At 44.9% G+C, this 19,623-nt stretch carries 34 protein-coding genes; 30 read left to right on the top strand and 4 right to left on the bottom strand.

Annotated elements, in window-relative coordinates; genetic code table 11:
- Positions 1-474 precede the first annotated feature (474 nt).
- The 28 genes from rpsJ (at position 475) to rplQ (ending at position 14,126) form a co-directional block, all read left to right on the top strand.
- Positions 475-786, top strand: coding sequence for a 30S ribosomal protein S10 (gene rpsJ / locus VEZ01S_RS02980; protein WP_001181007.1), 312 nt, complete (start codon positions 475-477; stop codon positions 784-786).
- A 14-nt stretch (positions 787-800) separates the two neighbouring features.
- Positions 801-1,430 carry a 50S ribosomal protein L3 gene (gene rplC / locus VEZ01S_RS02975; RefSeq protein ID WP_021712522.1) on the top strand — a complete coding sequence of 210 codons (630 nt, stop codon included), beginning with the start codon at positions 801-803 and terminating at the stop codon, positions 1,428-1,430.
- 16 nt (positions 1,431-1,446) lie between these two features.
- On the top strand, positions 1,447-2,049 hold the full coding sequence (gene rplD / locus VEZ01S_RS02970) for a 50S ribosomal protein L4 (RefSeq protein WP_021712521.1): 603 nt from the start codon (positions 1,447-1,449) through the stop codon (positions 2,047-2,049).
- Positions 2,046-2,348, top strand: coding sequence for a 50S ribosomal protein L23 (gene rplW / locus VEZ01S_RS02965; protein WP_017029101.1), 303 nt, complete (start codon positions 2,046-2,048; stop codon positions 2,346-2,348). Before rplD ends, rplW begins: the two co-directional genes overlap by 4 nt.
- Positions 2,349-2,363: 15 nt before the next feature.
- Positions 2,364-3,188 carry a 50S ribosomal protein L2 gene (rplB, locus tag VEZ01S_RS02960; RefSeq protein ID WP_021712520.1) on the top strand — a complete coding sequence of 275 codons (825 nt, stop codon included), beginning with the start codon at positions 2,364-2,366 and terminating at the stop codon, positions 3,186-3,188.
- 19 nt (positions 3,189-3,207) lie between these two features.
- Positions 3,208-3,486 (top strand): 30S ribosomal protein S19, encoded by a 279-nt coding sequence (gene rpsS / locus VEZ01S_RS02955; protein ID WP_004736729.1) that lies wholly within the window; start codon positions 3,208-3,210, stop codon positions 3,484-3,486.
- 10 nt (positions 3,487-3,496) lie between these two features.
- Positions 3,497-3,829, top strand: a complete 333-nt coding sequence (rplV, locus tag VEZ01S_RS02950; protein ID WP_021712519.1) for a 50S ribosomal protein L22 — start codon at positions 3,497-3,499, stop codon at positions 3,827-3,829.
- Positions 3,830-3,845: 16 nt separating this feature from the next.
- Complete coding sequence (gene rpsC / locus VEZ01S_RS02945; RefSeq protein ID WP_017029097.1) at positions 3,846-4,544, top strand: 30S ribosomal protein S3; 699 nt, start codon at positions 3,846-3,848, stop codon at positions 4,542-4,544.
- A gap of 11 nt (positions 4,545-4,555) precedes the next feature.
- Entirely contained in the window at positions 4,556-4,966 is a 411-nt protein-coding gene (gene rplP / locus VEZ01S_RS02940; RefSeq protein WP_017029096.1) for a 50S ribosomal protein L16, read from the top strand.
- Positions 4,966-5,157, top strand: a complete 192-nt coding sequence (gene rpmC / locus VEZ01S_RS02935) for a 50S ribosomal protein L29 (RefSeq protein ID WP_021712518.1) — start codon at positions 4,966-4,968, stop codon at positions 5,155-5,157. Before rplP ends, rpmC begins: the two co-directional genes overlap by 1 nt.
- Entirely contained in the window at positions 5,157-5,411 is a 255-nt protein-coding gene (rpsQ, locus tag VEZ01S_RS02930) for a 30S ribosomal protein S17 (protein WP_021712517.1), read from the top strand. The genes rpmC and rpsQ overlap by 1 nt, the downstream gene beginning before the upstream one ends.
- Positions 5,412-5,575: 164 nt before the next feature.
- Positions 5,576-5,947 (top strand): 50S ribosomal protein L14, encoded by a 372-nt coding sequence (rplN, locus tag VEZ01S_RS02925; RefSeq protein ID WP_006075569.1) that lies wholly within the window; start codon positions 5,576-5,578, stop codon positions 5,945-5,947.
- 11 nt (positions 5,948-5,958) lie between these two features.
- On the top strand, positions 5,959-6,276 hold the full coding sequence (gene rplX / locus VEZ01S_RS02920) for a 50S ribosomal protein L24 (RefSeq protein ID WP_021712516.1): 318 nt from the start codon (positions 5,959-5,961) through the stop codon (positions 6,274-6,276).
- Positions 6,277-6,300: 24 nt separating this feature from the next.
- Positions 6,301-6,840, top strand: a complete 540-nt coding sequence (gene rplE, locus VEZ01S_RS02915) for a 50S ribosomal protein L5 (RefSeq protein WP_021712515.1) — start codon at positions 6,301-6,303, stop codon at positions 6,838-6,840.
- 17 nt (positions 6,841-6,857) lie between these two features.
- Positions 6,858-7,163, top strand: coding sequence for a 30S ribosomal protein S14 (gene rpsN, locus VEZ01S_RS02910; RefSeq protein WP_017029090.1), 306 nt, complete (start codon positions 6,858-6,860; stop codon positions 7,161-7,163).
- A 29-nt stretch (positions 7,164-7,192) separates the two neighbouring features.
- Positions 7,193-7,585: a 30S ribosomal protein S8 gene (gene rpsH, locus VEZ01S_RS02905; RefSeq protein ID WP_021712514.1), complete on the top strand. Its 393-nt coding sequence runs from the start codon at positions 7,193-7,195 to the stop codon at positions 7,583-7,585.
- A gap of 10 nt (positions 7,586-7,595) precedes the next feature.
- Positions 7,596-8,129 (top strand): 50S ribosomal protein L6, encoded by a 534-nt coding sequence (gene rplF, locus VEZ01S_RS02900; RefSeq protein WP_021712513.1) that lies wholly within the window; start codon positions 7,596-7,598, stop codon positions 8,127-8,129.
- Between the two features lie 9 nt (positions 8,130-8,138).
- The gene (rplR, locus tag VEZ01S_RS02895) at positions 8,139-8,492 is read left to right on the top strand and encodes a 50S ribosomal protein L18 (protein WP_021712512.1); all 354 of its coding nucleotides are present in this window, start codon (positions 8,139-8,141) and stop codon (positions 8,490-8,492) included.
- Positions 8,493-8,506: 14 nt separating this feature from the next.
- A complete protein-coding gene (rpsE, locus tag VEZ01S_RS02890; protein WP_021712511.1) occupies positions 8,507-9,007 on the top strand; it encodes a 30S ribosomal protein S5 in 501 nt (166 codons plus the stop codon).
- Positions 9,008-9,012: 5 nt separating this feature from the next.
- Positions 9,013-9,189 carry a 50S ribosomal protein L30 gene (gene rpmD, locus VEZ01S_RS02885; protein ID WP_021712510.1) on the top strand — a complete coding sequence of 59 codons (177 nt, stop codon included), beginning with the start codon at positions 9,013-9,015 and terminating at the stop codon, positions 9,187-9,189.
- 5 nt (positions 9,190-9,194) lie between these two features.
- Complete coding sequence (gene rplO, locus VEZ01S_RS02880; protein ID WP_021712509.1) at positions 9,195-9,629, top strand: 50S ribosomal protein L15; 435 nt, start codon at positions 9,195-9,197, stop codon at positions 9,627-9,629.
- 20 nt (positions 9,630-9,649) lie between these two features.
- A complete protein-coding gene (secY, locus tag VEZ01S_RS02875; RefSeq protein ID WP_021712508.1) occupies positions 9,650-10,984 on the top strand; it encodes a preprotein translocase subunit SecY in 1,335 nt (444 codons plus the stop codon).
- 40 nt (positions 10,985-11,024) lie between these two features.
- Positions 11,025-11,138, top strand: coding sequence for a 50S ribosomal protein L36 (gene rpmJ, locus VEZ01S_RS02870; protein WP_039969906.1), 114 nt, complete (start codon positions 11,025-11,027; stop codon positions 11,136-11,138).
- A 147-nt stretch (positions 11,139-11,285) separates the two neighbouring features.
- The gene (gene rpsM, locus VEZ01S_RS02865; RefSeq protein WP_021712507.1) at positions 11,286-11,642 is read left to right on the top strand and encodes a 30S ribosomal protein S13; all 357 of its coding nucleotides are present in this window, start codon (positions 11,286-11,288) and stop codon (positions 11,640-11,642) included.
- Positions 11,643-11,660: 18 nt separating this feature from the next.
- Positions 11,661-12,050: a 30S ribosomal protein S11 gene (gene rpsK, locus VEZ01S_RS02860; protein ID WP_004398450.1), complete on the top strand. Its 390-nt coding sequence runs from the start codon at positions 11,661-11,663 to the stop codon at positions 12,048-12,050.
- A gap of 31 nt (positions 12,051-12,081) precedes the next feature.
- On the top strand, positions 12,082-12,702 hold the full coding sequence (gene rpsD / locus VEZ01S_RS02855) for a 30S ribosomal protein S4 (RefSeq protein ID WP_021712506.1): 621 nt from the start codon (positions 12,082-12,084) through the stop codon (positions 12,700-12,702).
- 24 nt (positions 12,703-12,726) lie between these two features.
- The gene (locus VEZ01S_RS02850; RefSeq protein ID WP_021712505.1) at positions 12,727-13,719 is read left to right on the top strand and encodes a DNA-directed RNA polymerase subunit alpha; all 993 of its coding nucleotides are present in this window, start codon (positions 12,727-12,729) and stop codon (positions 13,717-13,719) included.
- A 26-nt stretch (positions 13,720-13,745) separates the two neighbouring features.
- Positions 13,746-14,126 carry a 50S ribosomal protein L17 gene (gene rplQ, locus VEZ01S_RS02845; RefSeq protein WP_021712504.1) on the top strand — a complete coding sequence of 127 codons (381 nt, stop codon included), beginning with the start codon at positions 13,746-13,748 and terminating at the stop codon, positions 14,124-14,126.
- Between the two features lie 267 nt (positions 14,127-14,393).
- On the opposite strand, the gene VEZ01S_RS02840 is transcribed toward rplQ, so the two are convergent.
- From VEZ01S_RS02840 to bamJ, 3 genes are all read right to left on the bottom strand, one after another.
- Positions 14,394-14,885, bottom strand: a complete 492-nt coding sequence (locus VEZ01S_RS02840; RefSeq protein ID WP_021712503.1) for a DUF2780 domain-containing protein — start codon at positions 14,883-14,885, stop codon at positions 14,394-14,396.
- A 136-nt stretch (positions 14,886-15,021) separates the two neighbouring features.
- Complete coding sequence (locus tag VEZ01S_RS02835) at positions 15,022-16,290, bottom strand: O-acetylhomoserine aminocarboxypropyltransferase/cysteine synthase family protein (RefSeq protein ID WP_021712502.1); 1,269 nt, start codon at positions 16,288-16,290, stop codon at positions 15,022-15,024.
- Between the two features lie 158 nt (positions 16,291-16,448).
- Entirely contained in the window at positions 16,449-17,069 is a 621-nt protein-coding gene (gene bamJ / locus VEZ01S_RS02830; protein ID WP_021712501.1) for a BamJ family beta-barrel-assembly machinery protein, read from the bottom strand.
- A 255-nt stretch (positions 17,070-17,324) separates the two neighbouring features.
- On the opposite strand from bamJ, the gene VEZ01S_RS02825 reads away from it, so the two are divergent.
- A complete protein-coding gene (locus VEZ01S_RS02825) occupies positions 17,325-17,909 on the top strand; it encodes a LysM-like peptidoglycan-binding domain-containing protein (protein WP_021712500.1) in 585 nt (194 codons plus the stop codon).
- 4 nt (positions 17,910-17,913) lie between these two features.
- Here VEZ01S_RS02825 and VEZ01S_RS02820 read toward each other — a convergent pair whose 3' ends face one another.
- Entirely contained in the window at positions 17,914-18,369 is a 456-nt protein-coding gene (locus tag VEZ01S_RS02820; protein ID WP_021712499.1) for a GNAT family N-acetyltransferase, read from the bottom strand.
- Positions 18,370-18,674: 305 nt separating this feature from the next.
- Here VEZ01S_RS02820 and cobA point away from each other — a divergent pair, with 305 nt between their 5' ends.
- Positions 18,675-19,523 (top strand): uroporphyrinogen-III C-methyltransferase, encoded by an 849-nt coding sequence (cobA, locus tag VEZ01S_RS02815; protein ID WP_021712498.1) that lies wholly within the window; start codon positions 18,675-18,677, stop codon positions 19,521-19,523.
- The last annotated feature ends 100 nt before the right edge of the window (positions 19,524-19,623 follow it).

Raw genomic sequence — 19,623 nt, 5'->3', positions numbered from 1 at the left:
CTGTTGGTGCTGGTGTTGTTGCTAAGATCTTTGACTAATATTTAGTTAAAATCTTGCACACTTCTTCATAGAAGAAACTGCATTTAAAGGGAAGCTTTGGCTTCCCTTTTTTTATGCAAAAAAGTGTGGGGTAGGGGAACTATTATTCATATTGTGTAAATTACGATTAATTTTCACTCACCTCTTGCATCCCCCTCTACGATCTGTATAATCCTTCGCACTGACTTAAGTCGGTTGTGAACCAATGAGCACTGAGGAGCTAGGGAAACCTAGGTAACGTATACTCAGCTTATGTTCGCGGTTAATACAATTAATAAACTAGCTTTATGCTATAAGTTAATCGAAAATTAGCTGACAATGCTTCCTGATTTTGGAAGCTACGGTTTCACATAAATCAATCGGCATTCCCTTATTAATTTAAGAGTGAGTGGCGATATTGTTTGTGTATTTAATTATTAATTGGAGCTCTGTCTCATGCAGAACCAACGTATTCGTATCCGCCTTAAAGCTTTCGATTATAAACTAATCGATGCTTCAACTGCGGAAATCGTTGAAACAGCAAAACGTACCGGCGCGCAGGTTCGTGGTCCTATTCCACTACCTACTCGTAAAGAACGTTTCACTGTTCTTATCTCTCCACACGTTAACAAAGACGCGCGTGACCAGTATGAAATTCGTACTCACAAGCGTTTGATCGACATCGTAGAACCAACTGACAAGACTGTAGATGCTCTTATGCGTCTAGACCTTGCAGCTGGTGTTGATGTTCAAATCAGCCTAGGTTAAGGGAGATTAGAAGAATGATTGGTCTAGTCGGACGTAAAGTGGGTATGACCCGCGTATTTACCGAAGAAGGCGTTTCTATCCCAGTAACTGTAGTGGAAGTAGAAAACAACCGTGTATCACAAGTTCGTACTCTTGATACTGATGGTTATTCTGCAATCCAGATTACAGCTGGTGCTAAGAAAGCTAACCGCGTTAATAAAGCCGAAGCTGGTCACTTTGCGAAAGCAGGTGTTGAAGCAGGTCGCGGTCTTTGGGAATTCCGTTTAGAAAACGGTGAAGAGTTTGAAGTTGGCGCTGAGCTAAACGTAGAACTTTTCAATGAAGTAAAAAAAGTAGACGTTACTGGTACTTCTAAAGGTAAAGGCTTCCAAGGCGCTGTTAAGCGTTGGAATTTCTCTACTCAAGATATGACTCACGGTAACTCCTTGTCTCACCGCGCACCAGGTTCAATTGGCCAATGTCAAACTCCAGGTCGCGTATTTAAAGGCAAGAAAATGGCTGGTCACATGGGTGCTGAGCGTGTAACGACTCAAAACCTAGAGATCGTACGTGTTGACGCTGAGCGCAATCTGCTTCTTATTAAAGGTGCAGTACCAGGCTCAATCGGCGGCAACGTTATCGTAAAACCAGCTATTAAAGCATAACGTCTAGGAGTAAGTAATGGAATTGATGGTTAAAGGTGCTGATGCACTAACTGTTTCCGAGACTACTTTCGGACGTGACTTCAACGAAGCTCTTGTACACCAAGTAGTTGTTGCTTATGCAGCAGGTGCTCGTCAAGGTACTCGTGCTCAAAAGACTCGTTCTGAAGTATCTGGCGGTGGCGCTAAGCCATGGCGTCAAAAAGGTACTGGCCGTGCACGTGCTGGTACAATTCGTAGCCCAATCTGGCGTACAGGTGGTGTTACTTTTGCTGCGAAACCACAAGATCACAGCCAAAAAGTAAACAAAAAAATGTACCGCGGTGCTATGAAAAGCATTCTTTCTGAGCTTGTTCGTCAAGAACGTTTAATCGTTGTTGATAACTTCTCAGTAGAAGCACCAAAAACAAAAGAGCTAGTAGCTAAGCTTAAAGATCTTGAGCTTAACGACGTTCTAATCGTGACTAGTGAAGTAGATGAGAATCTATTCTTAGCTGCTCGTAACCTTTATAAAGTTGACGCACGTGACGTAGCTGGTATTGACCCAGTTTCTCTAATCGCGTTCGACAAGGTTCTAATTACTGCTGATGCAGTGAAGCAAGTTGAGGAGATGCTGGCATGATCACTGAAGAGCGTCTACTAAAAGTTCTACGTGCTCCACATATCTCTGAAAAAGCAACTATGGCTGCAGAGAAAGCGAACACTATCGTTTTCAAAGTAGCAAAAGATGCAACTAAAAAAGAGATCAAAGCAGCTGTAGAAAAGCTATTTGAAGTTGAAGTTAAGTCTGTAAATACTCTTGTTCTTAAGGGTAAGACCAAACGTCAAGGTATGCGTGAAGGCCGTCGTTCAGACGTGAAAAAAGCTTACGTTACCTTGAAAGAAGGTCAAGATCTTGACTTCGTTGGCGGTGCGGAATAACAGGAGTAGTTAAGAATGGCTATTGTTAAATGTAAGCCGACTTCCCCTGGTCGTCGTCACGTAGTTAAAGTTGTTAACGCTGACCTACACAAGGGTAAGCCATACGCTCCACTTCTAGAGAAAAACTCTAAGAACGGTGGTCGTAACAACAACGGTCGTATCACAGTACGTCACATCGGTGGTGGTCACAAACATCATTACCGTGTAGTTGACTTCAAACGTACTAAAGATGGCATTCCAGCGAAAGTTGAGCGTCTAGAATACGATCCAAACCGTAGCGCAAACATTGCTCTAGTTCTGTACGCAGACGGTGAGCGTCGCTACATTATCGCACCAAAAGGCATTGCAGCTGGAGATTCAATCCAGTCTGGTGTTGATGCGCCAATCAAAGCAGGTAACACTCTGCCGATGCGCAACATCCCAGTAGGTTCAACAGTACACTGTGTTGAACTTAAGCCTGGTAAAGGTGCACAAATTGCTCGTTCTGCAGGTGCATACGCACAAATCATCGCTCGCGATGGTGCATATGTAACTCTACGCCTACGTTCAGGTGAGATGCGCAAAGTACTTTCTGAAGGTCGTGCTACGATCGGTGAAGTTGGTAACTCTGAGCACATGCTACGTGAACTAGGTAAAGCTGGTGCTTCACGCTGGCGCGGCGTACGTCCAACCGTACGTGGTGTTGTAATGAACCCGGTAGATCACCCACACGGTGGTGGTGAAGGTCGTACTTCTGGTGGTCGTCACCCAGTATCACCTTGGGGTCAGCCTACTAAAGGCTTTAAGACTCGTAAGAACAAGCGCACTGACAAGTACATCGTACGTCGTCGTAACAAGTAATCTATAAAGAGGAATCGCCATGCCACGTTCTCTCAAGAAAGGTCCTTTTATTGACCTGCACTTGCTGAAGAAGGTAGAGAAAGCGGTGGAAAGCGGAGACAAAAAGCCTATTAAGACTTGGTCCCGTCGTTCAATGATCATCCCAACAATGATTGGTTTGACCATCGCTGTCCATAATGGTCGTCAGCACGTACCAGTATTCGTAACCGAAGAAATGATCGGTCACAAACTGGGCGAATTCGCACCAACTCGTACTTATCGCGGCCACGCTGCTGATAAGAAAGCTAAGAAGAAATAAGGAGTAGATGATGGAAGCTTTAGCTAAACATAACTTTGCTCGTATTTCTCCACAGAAAGCGCGCCTTGTAGCGGATCAAATCCGTGGCAAGAATGTTGATCAAGCACTAGAAATCCTAACTTTCAGCAACAAAAAAGCTGCTGTACTAGTTAAGAAAGTTCTTGAATCAGCAATCGCGAACGCTGAGCATAACGAAGGTGCAGATATCGACGATCTAAATGTCGCTAAAATCTTCGTAGATGAAGGTCCTATCATGAAGCGTATTATGCCTCGTGCTAAAGGCCGTGCCGACCGTATCTTGAAGCGTTCTTGCCACATCACAATTGTTGTTGCAGACGCTTAAGACTAGGAGATAAGCAATGGGTCAGAAAGTACATCCTAATGGTATTCGTCTTGGCATCGTTAAGCCTTGGAATGCTACATGGTTTGCTAATACCAAAGATTTCGCTGACAACCTAGACGGCGACTTCAAGGTACGTCAGTTCCTTACTAAGGAACTTTCAAAAGCGTCTCTTTCACGTATCGTTATCGAACGTCCAGCTAAGAGCATCCGTGTGACTATTCACACTGCTCGTCCTGGCGTTGTTATCGGTAAGAAAGGTGAAGACGTTGAGAAGCTACGCGCAGCTGTAGCTAAAATCGCAGGTGTACCAGCGCAAATTAACATCGCTGAAGTACGTAAGCCTGAGCTAGATGGTCAATTAGTGGCTGATAGCATCGCGTCTCAGCTAGAGCGTCGTGTTATGTTCCGTCGTGCTATGAAGCGCGCGGTACAAAACGCAATGCGTCTTGGCGCTAAAGGTATCAAAGTAGAAGTAAGCGGCCGTCTAGGCGGTGCTGAAATCGCGCGTACTGAATGGTACCGTGAAGGCCGTGTGCCACTACATACCCTTCGTGCTGACATCGATTACGCAACTTCTTCGGCTCACACTCAATACGGTGTGATCGGCATTAAAGTCTGGATCTTCAAAGGTGAAATCCTAGGCGGTATGCCAGCTGCTAATGCAGTAGAGCCAAAGGCTGACAAGCCTAAGAAGCAGCGTAAAGGCCGTAAGTAAGGAGTCGACAGATGCTACAACCTAAACGTACTAAGTTCCGTAAGGTTCAGACTGGTCGTAACCGTGGCCTAGCTAAAGGTACTGAAGTAAGCTTCGGCGAATTCGGTCTTAAAGCTGTTGGTCGTGGACGTATTACTGCTCGTCAAATCGAAGCGGCACGTCGTGCAATGACACGTCATGTTAAACGTCAAGGTCAAATTTGGATTCGTATCTTCCCAGACAAACCGATTACTGAAAAACCTCTTGAAGTTCGTCAAGGTAAAGGTAAAGGTAACGTTGAGTACTGGGTTGCACAAATCCAACCTGGCAAGGTTATGTACGAAATGAATGGCGTACCTGAAGAGTTGGCACGTGAAGCGTTCCGCCTAGCGGCACGTAAACTGCCTATCAAAACAACATTTGTAACTAAGCAGGTGATGTAATGAAAGCACAAGAGCTACGTGAAAAGAGCGTTGAAGAACTTAACGCTGAGCTATTGAATTTGCTACGTGAACAGTTCAACTTGCGCATGCAAGCTGCGACTGGTCAACTACAGCAAACACATACTCTTAAAGCTGTACGTCGTGATATCGCACGTGTTAAAACCATTTTGACTGAGAAGGCAGGCGCATAATGAGCGACAAAATTCGTACTTCACTTGGTCGTGTTGTTAGTGACAAAGGCGATAAGTCTATTGTTGTTGCTATCGAGCGCATGGTTAAACACCCAATTTACGGCAAGTTCGTAAAGCGCACGACTAAGATTCACGCACATGATGAAAACAACGAGTGTGGCCTAGGCGATACAGTTGAAATTCAAGAGTGTCGTCCACTGTCTAAGACTAAATCTTGGACTTTGGTAAAAGTTGTAAAAAAAGCGAAAATCTAATTTTCCTTAATTTTTAACAACTTAAAGCGGCTTCCAGGATTTTTTGGGAGCCGCTTATTTTTTGCCTACCCAATTGGGTAAAAGGGTGTTACAATTCGCATCCCTTTAAAGAGGCAGCCCGACCCGAGAGGGTCTAGTTTTTAATATTTAGCGGAGCACTAACAATGATCCAAATGCAAAGTACACTTGACGCTGCAGATAACTCTGGCGCGCGCAAGGTAATGTGTATTAAGGTTCTGGGTGGCTCACACCGTCGTTATGCACATATCGGTGATATCATCAAAGTTACTGTTAAGGAAGCAATTCCTCGCGGTAAAGTAAAAAAAGGTGATGTACTGAAGGCGGTTGTTGTGCGCACTCGTAAAGGCGTACGTCGTCCAGACGGTTCTGTCATTCGCTTCGACCGTAATGCTTGTGTATTGTTGAACGACACTACTGAGCAACCAGTCGGCACTCGTATCTTTGGCCCAGTGACTCGTGAACTTCGTAATGCGAAATTCATGAAAATTGTTTCACTGGCTCCAGAAGTACTATAAGGAGCAGTAAAATGGCAGCTAAAATCCGTCGTGATGACGAAGTAATCGTTCTTGCTGGTAAAGATAAAGGCAAGAAAGGTAAAGTAACTAAGGTTCTGACAACTGGTAAAGTTATCGTTGAAGGTATCAACCTTGTTAAGAAACATCAGAAGCCTGTACCGGCAATGGGTGTTCAAGGTGGTATCGTAGAGCAAGAAGCAGCAATTGATGCTTCAAACATTGCAGTCTACAACGCAGCTACAGGTAAAGCAGACCGTATCGGTTTCCGTTTCGAAGATGGCAAGAAGGTTCGCTTCTTCAAGTCTAACGGCGAAACCGTTTCTAACTAAGAATAGAGTAATTTGGAGTGAACTATGGCGAAACTGCATGATTACTACAAGTCGTCTGTAGTCGCTGAACTTACCAAAGAGTTCAGCTACACAAGCGTCATGCAAGTCCCTAGAATCGAAAAGATCACCCTTAATATGGGTGTGGGTGAAGCAATCAACGATAAAAAGCTTCTAGAAAACGCAGCTTCTGATATGGCAACGATCTCTGGTCAAAAGCCACTTATCACTAAAGCGCGTAAATCTGTTGCTGGTTTTAAAATCCGCGAAGGCTACCCAATCGGTTGTAAAGTAACCTTGCGTGGCGAACGTATGTGGGATTTCTTAGAGCGTTTGATTAACATCGCTCTACCACGTGTACGTGACTTCCGTGGTGTTAGCGCTAAGTCTTTTGACGGACGCGGTAACTACAGCATGGGCGTTCGCGAGCAAATCATCTTCCCGGAAATCGACTTTGATAAAGTTGATCGCGTTCGTGGTCTTGATATTACTATCACGACTTCTGCGAGCACCGATGAGGAAGGCCGAGCTCTGCTGGCTGCCTTTAACTTCCCATTCCGTAAGTAAGGTGAAGGGTTACTGTTATGGCTAAACAATCTATGAAAGCACGCGAAACTAAACGTGCTAAGCTAGTAGCAAAATTCGCTGAAAAGCGTCGTGCGCTTAAAATCACTATCAGTGATGTTAACGCATCTGAAGAAGAGCGTTGGGATGCAGTTCTTAAACTACAATCTCTACCACGTGATTCAAGTGCATCACGTCAGCGTAACCGTTGCAACCAAACTGGTCGTCCACACGGTTACCTACGTAAGTTCGGTCTTAGCCGTATTAAGGTTCGTGAAGCTTGCATGAAAGGCGAGATTCCGGGTCTTCGTAAGGCTAGCTGGTAATTGCCACTTAATCATTTGGAGTAAATCGTATGAGCATGCAAGATCCGATTTCGGATATGCTGACCCGCATTCGTAACGGTCAGTCAGCAAATAAAGTTGCTGTAAAAATGCCTTCTTCAAAGCTTAAAGTTGCAATCGCTACTTTGCTAAAAAACGAAGGTTACATCACAGACTTCGCTGTTGAAAGCGGAGCAAAACCAGAGCTAGAAGTTACTCTTAAGTACTTCCAAGCAAAACCAGTAATCGAGCAAATCCAACGTGTTTCTCGTCCAGGTCTGCGCGTCTATAAAAATAAAGACAGCCTTCCTTCAGTGATGGGTGGTTTGGGTATTGCTGTAGTGTCCACTTCCAAAGGTCTTATGTCTGACCGCGCCGCTCGCAAAGCGGGTCTTGGTGGTGAGATCATCTGCTACGTAGCTTAAGGAGTAGAATATGTCTCGTGTTGCTAAAGCACCTGTCGCTATTCCAGCTGGAGTAGAGGTGAAGATTAATGGTCAAGAAATTACAGTGAAAGGCCCTAAGGGTGAACTTTCTCGCGTTTTCAACAACGCAGCAGTAATTTCTCAGGAAGAAAACAACCTAACTTTCGGTCCACGTGAAGGTGTAGCTGGTGCTTGGGCACAAGCTGGTACTGCGCGTGCACTTGTAAACAACATGGTTGTTGGTGTTACTGAAGGCTTTACTAAGAAACTTATCCTTAAGGGTGTTGGTTACCGTGCTGCTATCAAAGGCAACGCAGTAAGCTTGACTCTAGGTTTCTCTCACCCAGTTGAGCACGAAGTGCCAGCGGGTATTAAAGCCGAATGTCCTAGCCAAACTGAAATTGTTCTAACTGGTGCTGATAAGCAACTAGTTGGTCAAACAGCGGCTAACATTCGTTCTTACCGTGAGCCTGAGCCTTATAAAGGTAAAGGTGTTCGTTACGCAGATGAATATGTGCGTACCAAAGAAGCTAAGAAGAAGTAAGGTAACACTATGGATAAGAAAGCATCTCGCATCCGTCGTGCTACACGTGCACGTCGTAAGATTGCTGAACTTCGTGTGAACCGTCTAGTAGTACACCGTACTCCTCGTCATGTGTATGCACAGGTTATTGCACCAAACGGCTCTGAGGTTATCGCAGCTGCTTCTACTGTAGAAAAAGCGATCCGTGAGCAAGTTAAGAACACTGGTAACGTAGACGCTGCTAAAGCTGTAGGTAAAGCTATTGCTGAGCGCGCTATCGAAAAAGGCATTTCAAATGTTGCTTTCGATCGTTCTGGTTTCCAATACCACGGTCGAGTAGCGGCGCTAGCAGATTCTGCTCGCGAAGCTGGTCTGAAATTCTAAGGTAGGGTTGATCGATGGCTAAAGAACAACAACAAGCTTCAGATTTGGCGGAAAAACTAATCGCCGTTAACCGTGTTGCTAAAACGGTTAAAGGTGGTCGAATCTTTAGTTTTACTGCACTAACAGTAGTTGGTGACGGTAACGGTCGCATAGGTTTCGGTTACGGCAAAGCTCGTGAAGTACCTGCAGCGATTCAAAAAGCAATGGAAAAAGCTCGTCGTAACATGGTTACGATCGCGCTTAATGAAGGTACTCTTCACCACGCGGTGAAAGGTCGTCACACTGGCTCTAAAGTATACATGCAGCCAGCTGCGGAAGGTACTGGTATCATCGCCGGCGGTGCGATGCGTGCAGTACTAGAAGTTGTAGGTGTTCGAAACGTACTTGCGAAAGCTTACGGTTCAACAAACCCTATCAACGTAGTTCGCGCGACTATTGATGGTTTAAGCGGCATGAAATCTCCAGAGATGATTGCAGCTAAACGTGGTCTAACTGTTGAAAATATTTCGGAGTAAGCACCATGGCAACTATCAAAGTAACTCAAACTAAAAGCTCAATCGGTCGTCTACCTAAGCACAAATTGTGCTTACGTGGTCTAGGCCTTCGTCGCATCAACCATACGGTAGAACTTGAAGACACGCCTGCAATTCGCGGCATGATCAACAAGGTTTACTACATGGTTAAAGTTGAGGAGTAATCAGAATGCGTTTGAATACTCTATCACCGGCTGCGGGTTCTAAGCCTTCTAAGAAGCGCGTAGGCCGTGGTATCGGTTCTGGCCTTGGTAAAACAGGTGGCCGTGGCCACAAAGGTCAAAAGTCACGCTCTGGCGGCAGTGTTCGTCCAGGTTTTGAAGGCGGTCAAATGCCTTTGAAACAGCGTCTACCTAAGTTCGGCTTCACTTCTCGTAAGAGCCTAGTGTCTGCTGAAGTTCGTCTAGCTGAGCTAGCGAAAGTAACTGGTGACGTTGTAGATCTAAACAGCCTTAAAGCTGCTAACGTAATCACTAAGAACATCGAGTTTGTTAAAGTTGTTCTTTCTGGTGAAATTAACAAAGCTGTGACTGTTAAAGGTCTTCGCGTAACTAAAGGCGCTAAAGCTGCTATTGAAGCTGCCGGCGGTAAAATCGAAGAATAATCTTCGAGGGAAAGGTACAGATGGCTAAAAAACCAGGACAAGATTTTAGTAGTGCAAAAAGTGGCGTATCGGAATTGAAAACACGCCTGTTATTCGTAATAGGTGCCTTGTTGGTGTTTCGTGCGGGTTCTTTTGTGCCGATCCCTGGTATTGACGCGGCTGTACTTGCCCAACTGTTAGACCAGCAACAAGGTACCATCGTTGAAATGTTCAACATGTTCTCCGGTGGTGCACTTTCGCGTGCATCTATCTTGGCCCTTGGTATCATGCCGTATATTTCGGCATCGATTGTGGTCCAATTGCTAACTGTGGTACACCCTGCTTTAGCTGAGCTAAAGAAAGAGGGTGAAGCTGGCCGTCGTAAGATCAGTCAGTACACACGTTATGGCACGCTCGTACTTGCAACATTCCAAGCTATAGGTATAGCAACAGGCTTACCGAATATGGTCGACAATCTGGTTGTTATCAACCAAACCATGTTCACCCTGATTGCAACCGTAAGTTTAGTAACCGGCACCATGTTCTTAATGTGGTTAGGTGAACAAATTACAGAGCGCGGAATTGGTAACGGTATTTCGTTAATCATCTTTGCAGGTATTGTTGCAGGATTGCCTAAAGCAATCGGGTCTACAATTGAGCAGGCGCGTCAAGGTGAATTGCACGTGCTTCTTCTACTGTTAATCGCAGTAATTGCATTTGCTGTTATCTACTTTGTTGTATTCATGGAACGTGGTCAACGTCGTATCGTCGTTAACTACGCCAAGCGTCAACAAGGTCGTAAGGTATATGCAGCGCAGAGTTCACACCTACCATTGAAAATAAACATGGCTGGTGTAATCCCTGAAATTTTCGCATCAAGTATTATTTTGTTCCCAGGAACATTAGCACAGTGGTTCGGTCAGAACGGCGAAAGTGCGACATTCGGTTGGTTAACTGATGTGTCACTAGCACTGAGCCCGGGTCAGCCGCTCTATGTTATGCTTTATGCGTCAGCGATTATCTTTTTCTGTTTCTTCTACACGGCGTTGGTATTCAACCCGCGTGAGACAGCAGATAACTTGAAGAAGTCTGGTGCTTTCGTACCCGGCATCCGCCCAGGAGAGCAGACAGCTAGATACATTGATAAAGTAATGACTAGACTAACCCTTGCAGGTGCTCTATATATTACCTTTATCTGTCTGATTCCCGAGTTCATGATGGTCATGTGGAACGTACGTTTCTACTTTGGCGGTACATCACTACTTATCGTAGTGGTTGTAATCATGGATTTCATGGCACAGGTACAGACTCATCTGATGTCACAACAGTATGATTCTGTGTTGAAGAAAGCAAATCTGAAGGGTTACGGCCGTTAATTCGGTTGTAGTTTTAAGATTTCATTTACGGAGTTTAGCAATGAAAGTTCGTGCTTCCGTTAAAAAAATCTGCCGTAACTGTAAGATCATCAAGCGCAACGGTGTTGTGCGTGTGATCTGCAGTGAGCCAAAGCATAAACAACGCCAAGGCTAATTAGCAGAAGTTTTTACTTGAAAAACTGGGTAGGTTCGAGTATATTCCTCGGCCTACCTTTTGCGTGCAAAAGAAGTAGTATGCCGCAGCGTATCCTAGACGGGCTCTGCTGCGGATAATTCTTTACATAAGTACTAGGAGTGAATAGTGGCCCGTATAGCAGGCATTAACATTCCTGATCATAAGCATGCTGTGATTGCATTAACTGCAATCTTCGGCATCGGTAAGACTCGTTCTCAAGCTATTTTAGCTGAAGTGGGTATTGCTGAAAATGTTAAGATCAGTGAACTAACTGAAGATCAGATCAATCAACTGCGTGATGGTGTAGCTAAATACACTGTAGAAGGTGATCTACGCCGTGAAGTATCGATGAACATCAAGCGTCTTATGGACCTTGGCTGTTACCGCGGTCTTCGTCATCGTCGCAGTCTACCACTACGTGGACAGCGTACTAAAACCAACGCTCGCACCCGTAAGGGTCCGCGTAAGCCGATCAAGAAATAGTCGGAAGGGTAGAGTACAATGGCAAAACAACCAACTCGCGCACGTAAACGCGTTCGCAAGCAAGTAGCTGATGGCGTAGCGCACATTCATGCTTCTTTCAACAACACAATCGTGACCATCACTGACCGTCAAGGTAACGCACTAGCTTGGGCTACTGCAGGTGGTTCAGGTTTCCGTGGTTCTCGTAAGTCAACTCCGTTCGCAGCTCAGGTTGCAGCAGAGCGCGCTGGCGAAATGGCTAAAGAATATGGCCTAAAGAACTTGGAAGTTATGGTTAAGGGCCCAGGTCCAGGTCGTGAGTCAACTATCCGTGCATTAAACGCTGCTGGATACCGCATCACTAACATCGTTGATGCAACTCCGATCCCTCATAACGGTTGTCGTCCACCTAAGAAACGTCGCGTTTAAGTTTCGTTTCTAGGAATATTGGAGAAAGAACATGGCTAGATATTTGGGTCCTAAGCTGAAGCTTAGCCGTCGTGAAGGTACTGACTTATTCCTTAAGTCTGGTGTCCGCGCGATCGATACCAAGTGTAAAATTGATAACGCACCAGGTGTACACGGCGCTCGTCGCGGTCGTCTATCTGAGTATGGCGTTCAGCTTCGTGAGAAGCAAAAAGTTCGTCGTATCTACGGCGTTTTAGAAAAACAATTCCGTAACTACTACAAAGAAGCTGCACGCCTTAAAGGCAACACAGGTGAAAACCTGCTTCAGCTTCTAGAAGGTCGTCTAGATAACGTAGTTTACCGCATGGGCTTTGGCGCAACTCGCGCAGAAGCACGTCAACTAGTTAGCCACAAAGCTATCCTAGTTAACGGTAAAGTTGTTAACGTTCCTTCATTCAAAGTAGCGGCAAATGACGTTGTTTCAATCCGTGAGAAAGCTAAAACGCAATCTCGCATTAAAGCGGCTCTAGAAGTTGCTGAACAACGTGAAAAGTCAATTTGGATTGAAGTAGATGGCAGCAAAATGGAAGGCACATTCAAACGTTTACCAGAACGTTCAGATCTGTCTGCTGACATCAACGAACACCTGATCGTCGAACTTTACTCTAAGTAAGGTTTAAACTAAAGAGAGGACACAATGCAGGGTTCTGTAACAGAATTTCTTAAGCCACGTCTTGTTGATATCGAACAGATCAATACGACACACGCAAAAGTAACTCTTGAGCCATTAGAGCGTGGTTTTGGCCATACTCTTGGTAATGCACTTCGCCGTATTCTTTTATCTTCTATGCCGGGTTGTGCCGTAACAGAAGTTGAGATTGAAGGTGTGCTACACGAATACAGCACTAAAGAAGGCGTTCAAGAAGACATTCTTGAAATCCTACTGAACCTTAAAGGTTTAGCTGTACGCGTAGCGGAAGGCAAAGATGAAGTGTTTATTACACTGAACAAATCAGGCTCAGGCCCTGTGGTTGCAGGTGACATCACCCATGATGGTGATGTAGAGATCGCTAACCCAGAGCACGTTATTTGTCATCTAACTGATGACAACGCTGATATCGCTATGCGTATCAAAGTTGAACGTGGTCGTGGTTATGTTCCAGCTTCATCTCGCATCCATACTGAAGAAGATGAGCGCCCAATCGGTCGTCTACTTGTTGACGCAACTTACAGCCCAGTAGACAAAATTGCCTACGCTGTAGAAGCGGCACGTGTAGAACAACGTACTGACTTGGATAAGCTTGTTATCGATATGGAAACGAATGGCACTCTTGAGCCAGAAGAAGCAATCCGTCGTGCAGCAACTATACTTGCTGAACAATTGGATGCTTTCGTAGATCTTCGTGATGTACGTGTTCAAGAACCAATCGAAGAGAAGCCGGAGTTCGATCCTATCCTACTTCGTCCTGTAGACGATCTTGAGCTAACAGTTCGCTCTGCAAACTGTCTAAAAGCAGAAGCGATTCACTACATCGGTGATCTTGTTCAGCGTACTGAAGTAGAGCTTCTTAAAACCCCTAACCTTGGTAAGAAATCACTTACTGAGATTAAGGACGTGCTTGCTTCTCGCGGCTTGTCTCTAGGCATGCGTCTAGAAAACTGGCCACCAGCGTCAATCGCTGAAGATTAACCGATATTAGTTAGAAGGATTAGGTCATGCGCCATCGTAAGAGTGGTCGTCAACTCAACCGCAACAGCTCACATCGCAAAGCGATGTTCAGCAATATGGCTAGCTCTCTTGTACGTCATGAAGTTATCAAGACTACATTGCCAAAAGCAAAAGAGCTACGTCGCGTAGTTGAGCCTTTGATTACATTAGCTAAGACTGACAGTGTTGCTAACCGTCGTCTTGCATTTGCTCGCACTCGTGATAACGAAGTTGTGGCAAAACTATTTAACGAACTAGGTCCACGTTTTGCTGCCCGTCAAGGCGGTTACACTCGTATCCTAAAAGCTGGTTTCCGTACTGGCGATAAAGCACCAATGGCATTCATTGAGCTTGTAGATCGTCCAGTTGCTGAAGAAGCTGCTGAGTAATAGTTCAGTTAGAACTAAAAAGCCGAGCATTTATGCTCGGCTTTTTTGTCTCTGCTATATTCCAATCACTAATTCCAACTAACTTCTCTGTTAGTGGCAATATCTTGTTATACCAATCACACTCAGTAAGTCATCAGAAATAGCATAGGAAAAATGCTCGAGAACAAGGCAGTATTTTTCGATAAGTTATCCCACAATCAAAAACTCTAACGTCGTTATCGAGTATTTTAACAAGCTAGAATGACCCGTTATTTCGTACGATTGCTATTAGCCCCATAAGCTGGATAAAGATCCGAGTAAGCCGTTACTTGCGCCTTCAGAGCCTAGATACTGTAGAATTAACGGCGCAAATTGTGAAACTAACGCAGGGTCTAACCCCAAGCTTTCAAAGGTACTTTTTACCGAATCCATATTGGTGATCATCGAGGTTAACCCTGTTGATCCTGTAAAACTGTCTAATCCTGGGATCAGCGAACTGAGTTCACTTGCGTTATCGCTAGATAGTTGAGTTTGTGCTAATGATAATAGTGCACCCGCCCCCCCTGCCGCTTGTGTTGGCGTAACATCGAGTTGGCTACTTAATAGATCGGTTAGTGGTGTGCTTTGCGCTGTGTTGAGCTGTTGAGTCACTTTTCCAGTTAGCGCGGACAGGTCACTTGATTTATCATCGTCATCATCTGAGCCAAAACCAAAGAATGCATAACTTGGTGTACTTAGCACCAATGCTCCGATCAAGGTTGATACCGCTATTCCCTTCATTCCCTATTCCTCTTAATGTAAATATCTTCATATTGGTATAAGTCTAGGTAAGGATTGACAGGTTTGCCTGTTTTACGCTGACAATAAAAAACGGCGCCTAAGCGCCGTTTGATGATCGGTTAACTTGAGTGAGTTGTTATTGATTTAGCGCTTGTTCAAGATCGGCAATGATATCGTCAATATGCTCGATACCGACTGACAAGCGGATCATTTCTGGTGCAACACCCGCATTTTTTTGTTCAAGCTCCGTGAGCTGACGATGGGTTGTTGAAGCTGGGTGACAAGCGAGGGATTTTGCATCGCCAATGTTCACTAAGCGTTTGAATATTTGTAGAGAATCATAGAACTTAACACCAGCTTCATAGCCATCTTTTAAGCCAAAAGAGAGAATACTCGACGGCTTACCTTGCATGTATTTTTGCGCAAGTTCGTAGAAAGGTGAGTCCGCAAGACCGGCATAGCTTACCCAGCTTACTTTTGGATGGTTTTGTAAGTAGTTCGCAACCTTAATCGCATTCTCACAGTGGCGCTCCATACGCAATGACAGGGTCTCTAGTCCTTGCATTAGCATAAAGGCATTCATTGGTGACAGCGCTGAACCTGTATTACGCAGAGGGACGGTACGAGCACGGCCAATAAAAGCGGCTTCACCAAATGCTTCAGCGTATACAACGCCATGGTAGGAAGGTTCTGGCTGATTTAATACCGCGAAGCGCTCTTTGTGCTCAGCCCAAGGGAATTTACCTGAGTCAATGATCATGCCACCTAATGTTGTACCATGTCCGCCCACATACTTAGTCAGTGAATGGACCACTATGTCCGCGCCATATTGGATAGGTTTACATACCGCAGGTGTGGCAACGGTGTTATCAACAATGACTGGTACACCTTGGGCGTGTGCAGCTTTAGCGATGCCTTCGATATCCACAATATTACCGGCTGGGTTACCAATTGATTCACAGTACACGGCTTTGGTTTTATCATCGATTAATGCGGCCAGTGTTTCAGGCTTATCGTCGGCGGCAAATTTTACTTGAATGCCTAAGCTTGGGAACATATGTGCAAATAAGGTGTATGTGCCACCATACAGTTGAGGTGTAGAGACAATATTATCTCCTGCTTGCGCTAAGGTAAGCACTGCATAGTGGATTGCAGAACTGCCAGCACTAACAGCAAGACCGGCAATACCGCCTTCAAGAGCCGCCATACGCTTTTCTAGCACGTCATTGGTTGGGTTCATGATACGAGTATAAATATTACCTGGTACGGCTAAATCGAACAGATCAGCACCGTGTTGAGCGTCGTCAAATTCATAAGCGACGGTTTGGTAGATCGGAGTTGCACACGATTTTGTTGTTGGATCAGTTTCGTAGCCGTGATGTATTGCCAGCGTTTCATCTTTCATTGGTTTTTCCTATCCTTGTGAGCGAGGTTAGAAATAAGATGCCACGTTTTATTGGCTGTTCGCAAGAGTAAGTATTGCGGATTTTTGGGATATTAGTTCAATATAAAAAAAGGCTTTTCCCGAAGAAAAAGCCTTTTAAAACAATTAGCATGAAGGAATTACAGGATATCCAGTAGTTCTACTTCAAATACTAGAGCTGCGAACGGAGGGATTGCAGCACCTGCGCCACGCTCACCGTATGCAAGATCTTGTGGGATGTATAGTTTCCACTTAGAACCAACAGGCATTAGTTGCAGTGCTTCAACCCAACCTTTGATAACGCCAGTTACAGGGAACTCAGCTGGTTGGCCACGAGATACAGAGCTGTCAAATACAGTGCCGTCAGTTAGCTCACCGTGGTAGTGAACACGTACTTGTGCGTCAGCTGTAGGAACTTCACCAGTACCTTCTGTTAGTACTTCATATTGAAGACCAGACTCAAGAACCGTTACTTCTGAACGAAGAGCGTTGTCCGCTAGGAATGCTTCGCCGTCAGCTGCCGCTACTTTAGCTTGTTCAGCACGTGCCGCTTCTACGCGAGTGTGAAGTTCTTGAAGAGCGTTGTTGATTTCATCAACTTCGATTGCTGGCATGCCGCCAGTCAATGCTGTTGCGATACCTGCCGCGATTGCGTCAACGTTTAGGCCTTCAAGACCACTGCCAGCCAGTTGCTGACCCATTTGTAGACCGATGCCGTAGCTAGCTTTTTGCTCTACAGTTTCTAATTGAACTTCAGACATAGTTGTCTCTCTCAGTTTTTGATATAAAGGCGCAAGCATACCAGTTCTGATTGAAGTTGAAAATTGTTGCTATGGTTAGATAACCGATAGCGGTCAAATTATATGGAAAAATCAAATTCATGCATGGATTTTGAGCTTAGATAAGTCAATTGAGCGTTAATTTTGTTTAATTATCTTTCACTGAGACAGAGGGAGTGTTCATTGTGTGGTTTTTTTTATATCCTGAGAGAAATGGATAAGTCGGAGTGATATAGGATGAATCGACGTACCCGCTCTAAGACACATACAGAAATGTTGACTGAAAAGTGGAATCAAATAGAGTGGATGGCATTGCCTTCGAAAATTAAGCAAGGGATTACGTCGTTCCCTAAGTGGCATCGACGTGCACTCATGATACTCATACCTGTGACCTTGATACTGATTATGATACCAGTGCCTAAGATCTCAATAGAAACAAAAGCCAATACACCGAAAAATCAGCGAGTTTCTGTGCCAATTAATACCCGTGGGTTAAGCGAGCAGGCAAACAGCACTACGATTACCTCAGGTGAAAATACCGGCGGTGAAGGCTCTCTGAATGAGCAGTGGATTGAGTACAAAGTAAAATCAGGTGACACATTAGCGAATGTATTTCGTACCAATAACTTGTCGATGACAGACTTAAATGCCCTCGCCAAAATTGAAGGGGTTGATAAACCGCTAAGTCAAATCAAGCAAGGACAATTAGTACGTTTTAAGCGTGATGCCCAAGGACGCTTAGATATTTTACAGCTAGAAAGACCGAACGATTCAGTGATGTTTTTCCGTCTCTCTACTGGTGGTTTTGGACGCAGTAAATAGCGTCTTATTTGTTGGCTTTACGCATATCTATATGAGGAATTCCATCTTCTAGGTAAGGCTCAGAGAAAGCTTCAAATCCATGCCTTTGATAGAAAGCTTGCAAGTGAGCCTGCGCGCCAATTTCGATCGCTTGATCAGGCCATAGCCGTTGACATTCCGCAACGGCTCTCTCCATTAACTGCTGTCCTATATTAAGCTTTCTTGCTGAAGGACTCACCACGACACGCCCAATACTGACTGCGGGGTAAGAAAGACCGGCTGGAAGTAATCTTGCCAGAGCGACGAGATGATTGTCTTGTAAAGCGACAAGGTGCTTGACCTCTGGTGCATGATCTTTGTCATCTAATTCTGGATACGCGCACTCCTGCTCAACAACGAAGACATCCACTCGCAGTTTGAGCATTTGATAGAGAAGGTGATTGTTGATTTCATCAAATGAGAGCAGTTGCCAATTGAGCATGAGCGGGGGTACCTATTACGTGTTGATTAGGAGTCGTAGATTATCACAACTTGGTTTATGTGTATTTATACCCACCCTACTAAATAACCGTTCATTCTAGCGTGTTAAAATACTCGATAATTGCATTAGAATATTGGATTGTGGAATAACGACTTATCGAAAAAACCTGTCTCGTTCTCCAGCATTTTCCTACCTAAGCATTTTAGGTTTTAAGTCGATTAAGTAATAACAGATACAAATATAGAATTTCCAGTTATAAACTGTAGACGGCATAATCATTTCACTCTTACGACAAGGATGTGATTATGCCAGACACGGTTGTTCCTATTGGCCCTCGCTCAGCGATTGATTCGAAGCTGCCTTATACTGCACTGAAACCCGGAGAAGTGGCGCTGGTTGGCGCAGGCCCGGGCGACCCTGAGCTTTTGACTATCAAAGCATTGAATATGCTAAGGCAAGCAGAAGTCATCCTTTATGATTATCTGGTCTCTGATGAAATACTGTCACTGGTGTCGAGTGATGCGATTCTAGTGTGTGTGGGTAAAAGGGCGGGTGCGCATAGTGTTCCGCAACATAAAACCAATCAACTGCTCGTGGATTTTGCCAAGCAAGGTTATCGAGTCGCCAGAATTAAAGGAGGCGATCCTTTCGTCTTTGGTCGAGGTGCGGAAGAGCTAGAGGTGTTGGTGGACAATGGCATTGGCTTTCAGGTGATCCCCGGGATTACTGCCGCATCTGGCGCAACCGCTTATGCGGGTATTCCTCTTACTCACCGAGATTATGCACAGACGGCTATGTTTGTAACTGGACACTTGAAGGATGAAGATTCGACGGTGGACTGGTCTACCTTAGCTCGCAAAAATCAAACCCTAGTCATTTATATGGGGTTAATGAAATCGAGCATCATAGAGCAGCAACTTACACAATACGGTCGTTCTGAAGATACCCCCATCGCAATTATTGAGCGCGGTACTCAGGCTTCGCAGAAAGTGATCTATGGCCGTTTGTCGCAGTTGAGTGAACTGTCTACGCAAGCGGCTTCACCGGCGCTTATCGTGGTTGGAGAAGTGGTTGCTTTGGGGAAAAAATTGGCATGGTTTGATACAGAAACAGCCGAAACCAAGAATGCTCAAGCCAAGCTCAGCGGACAATAAATGATGAGTCATTCGCAGCATAAATTTATTAAGTATGTTTGCTGAGTTTTAGGAATGGCGCAATAAAGGCAATAGCGCCATGCATAGCAATGCTATACAT

Origin of the sequence: Vibrio ezurae NBRC 102218 (genome assembly GCF_000467185.1) — a bacterium.
Classification (GTDB): domain Bacteria; phylum Pseudomonadota; class Gammaproteobacteria; order Enterobacterales; family Vibrionaceae; genus Vibrio; species Vibrio ezurae.
This window is presented reverse-complemented; position numbering and strand designations above follow the sequence as displayed.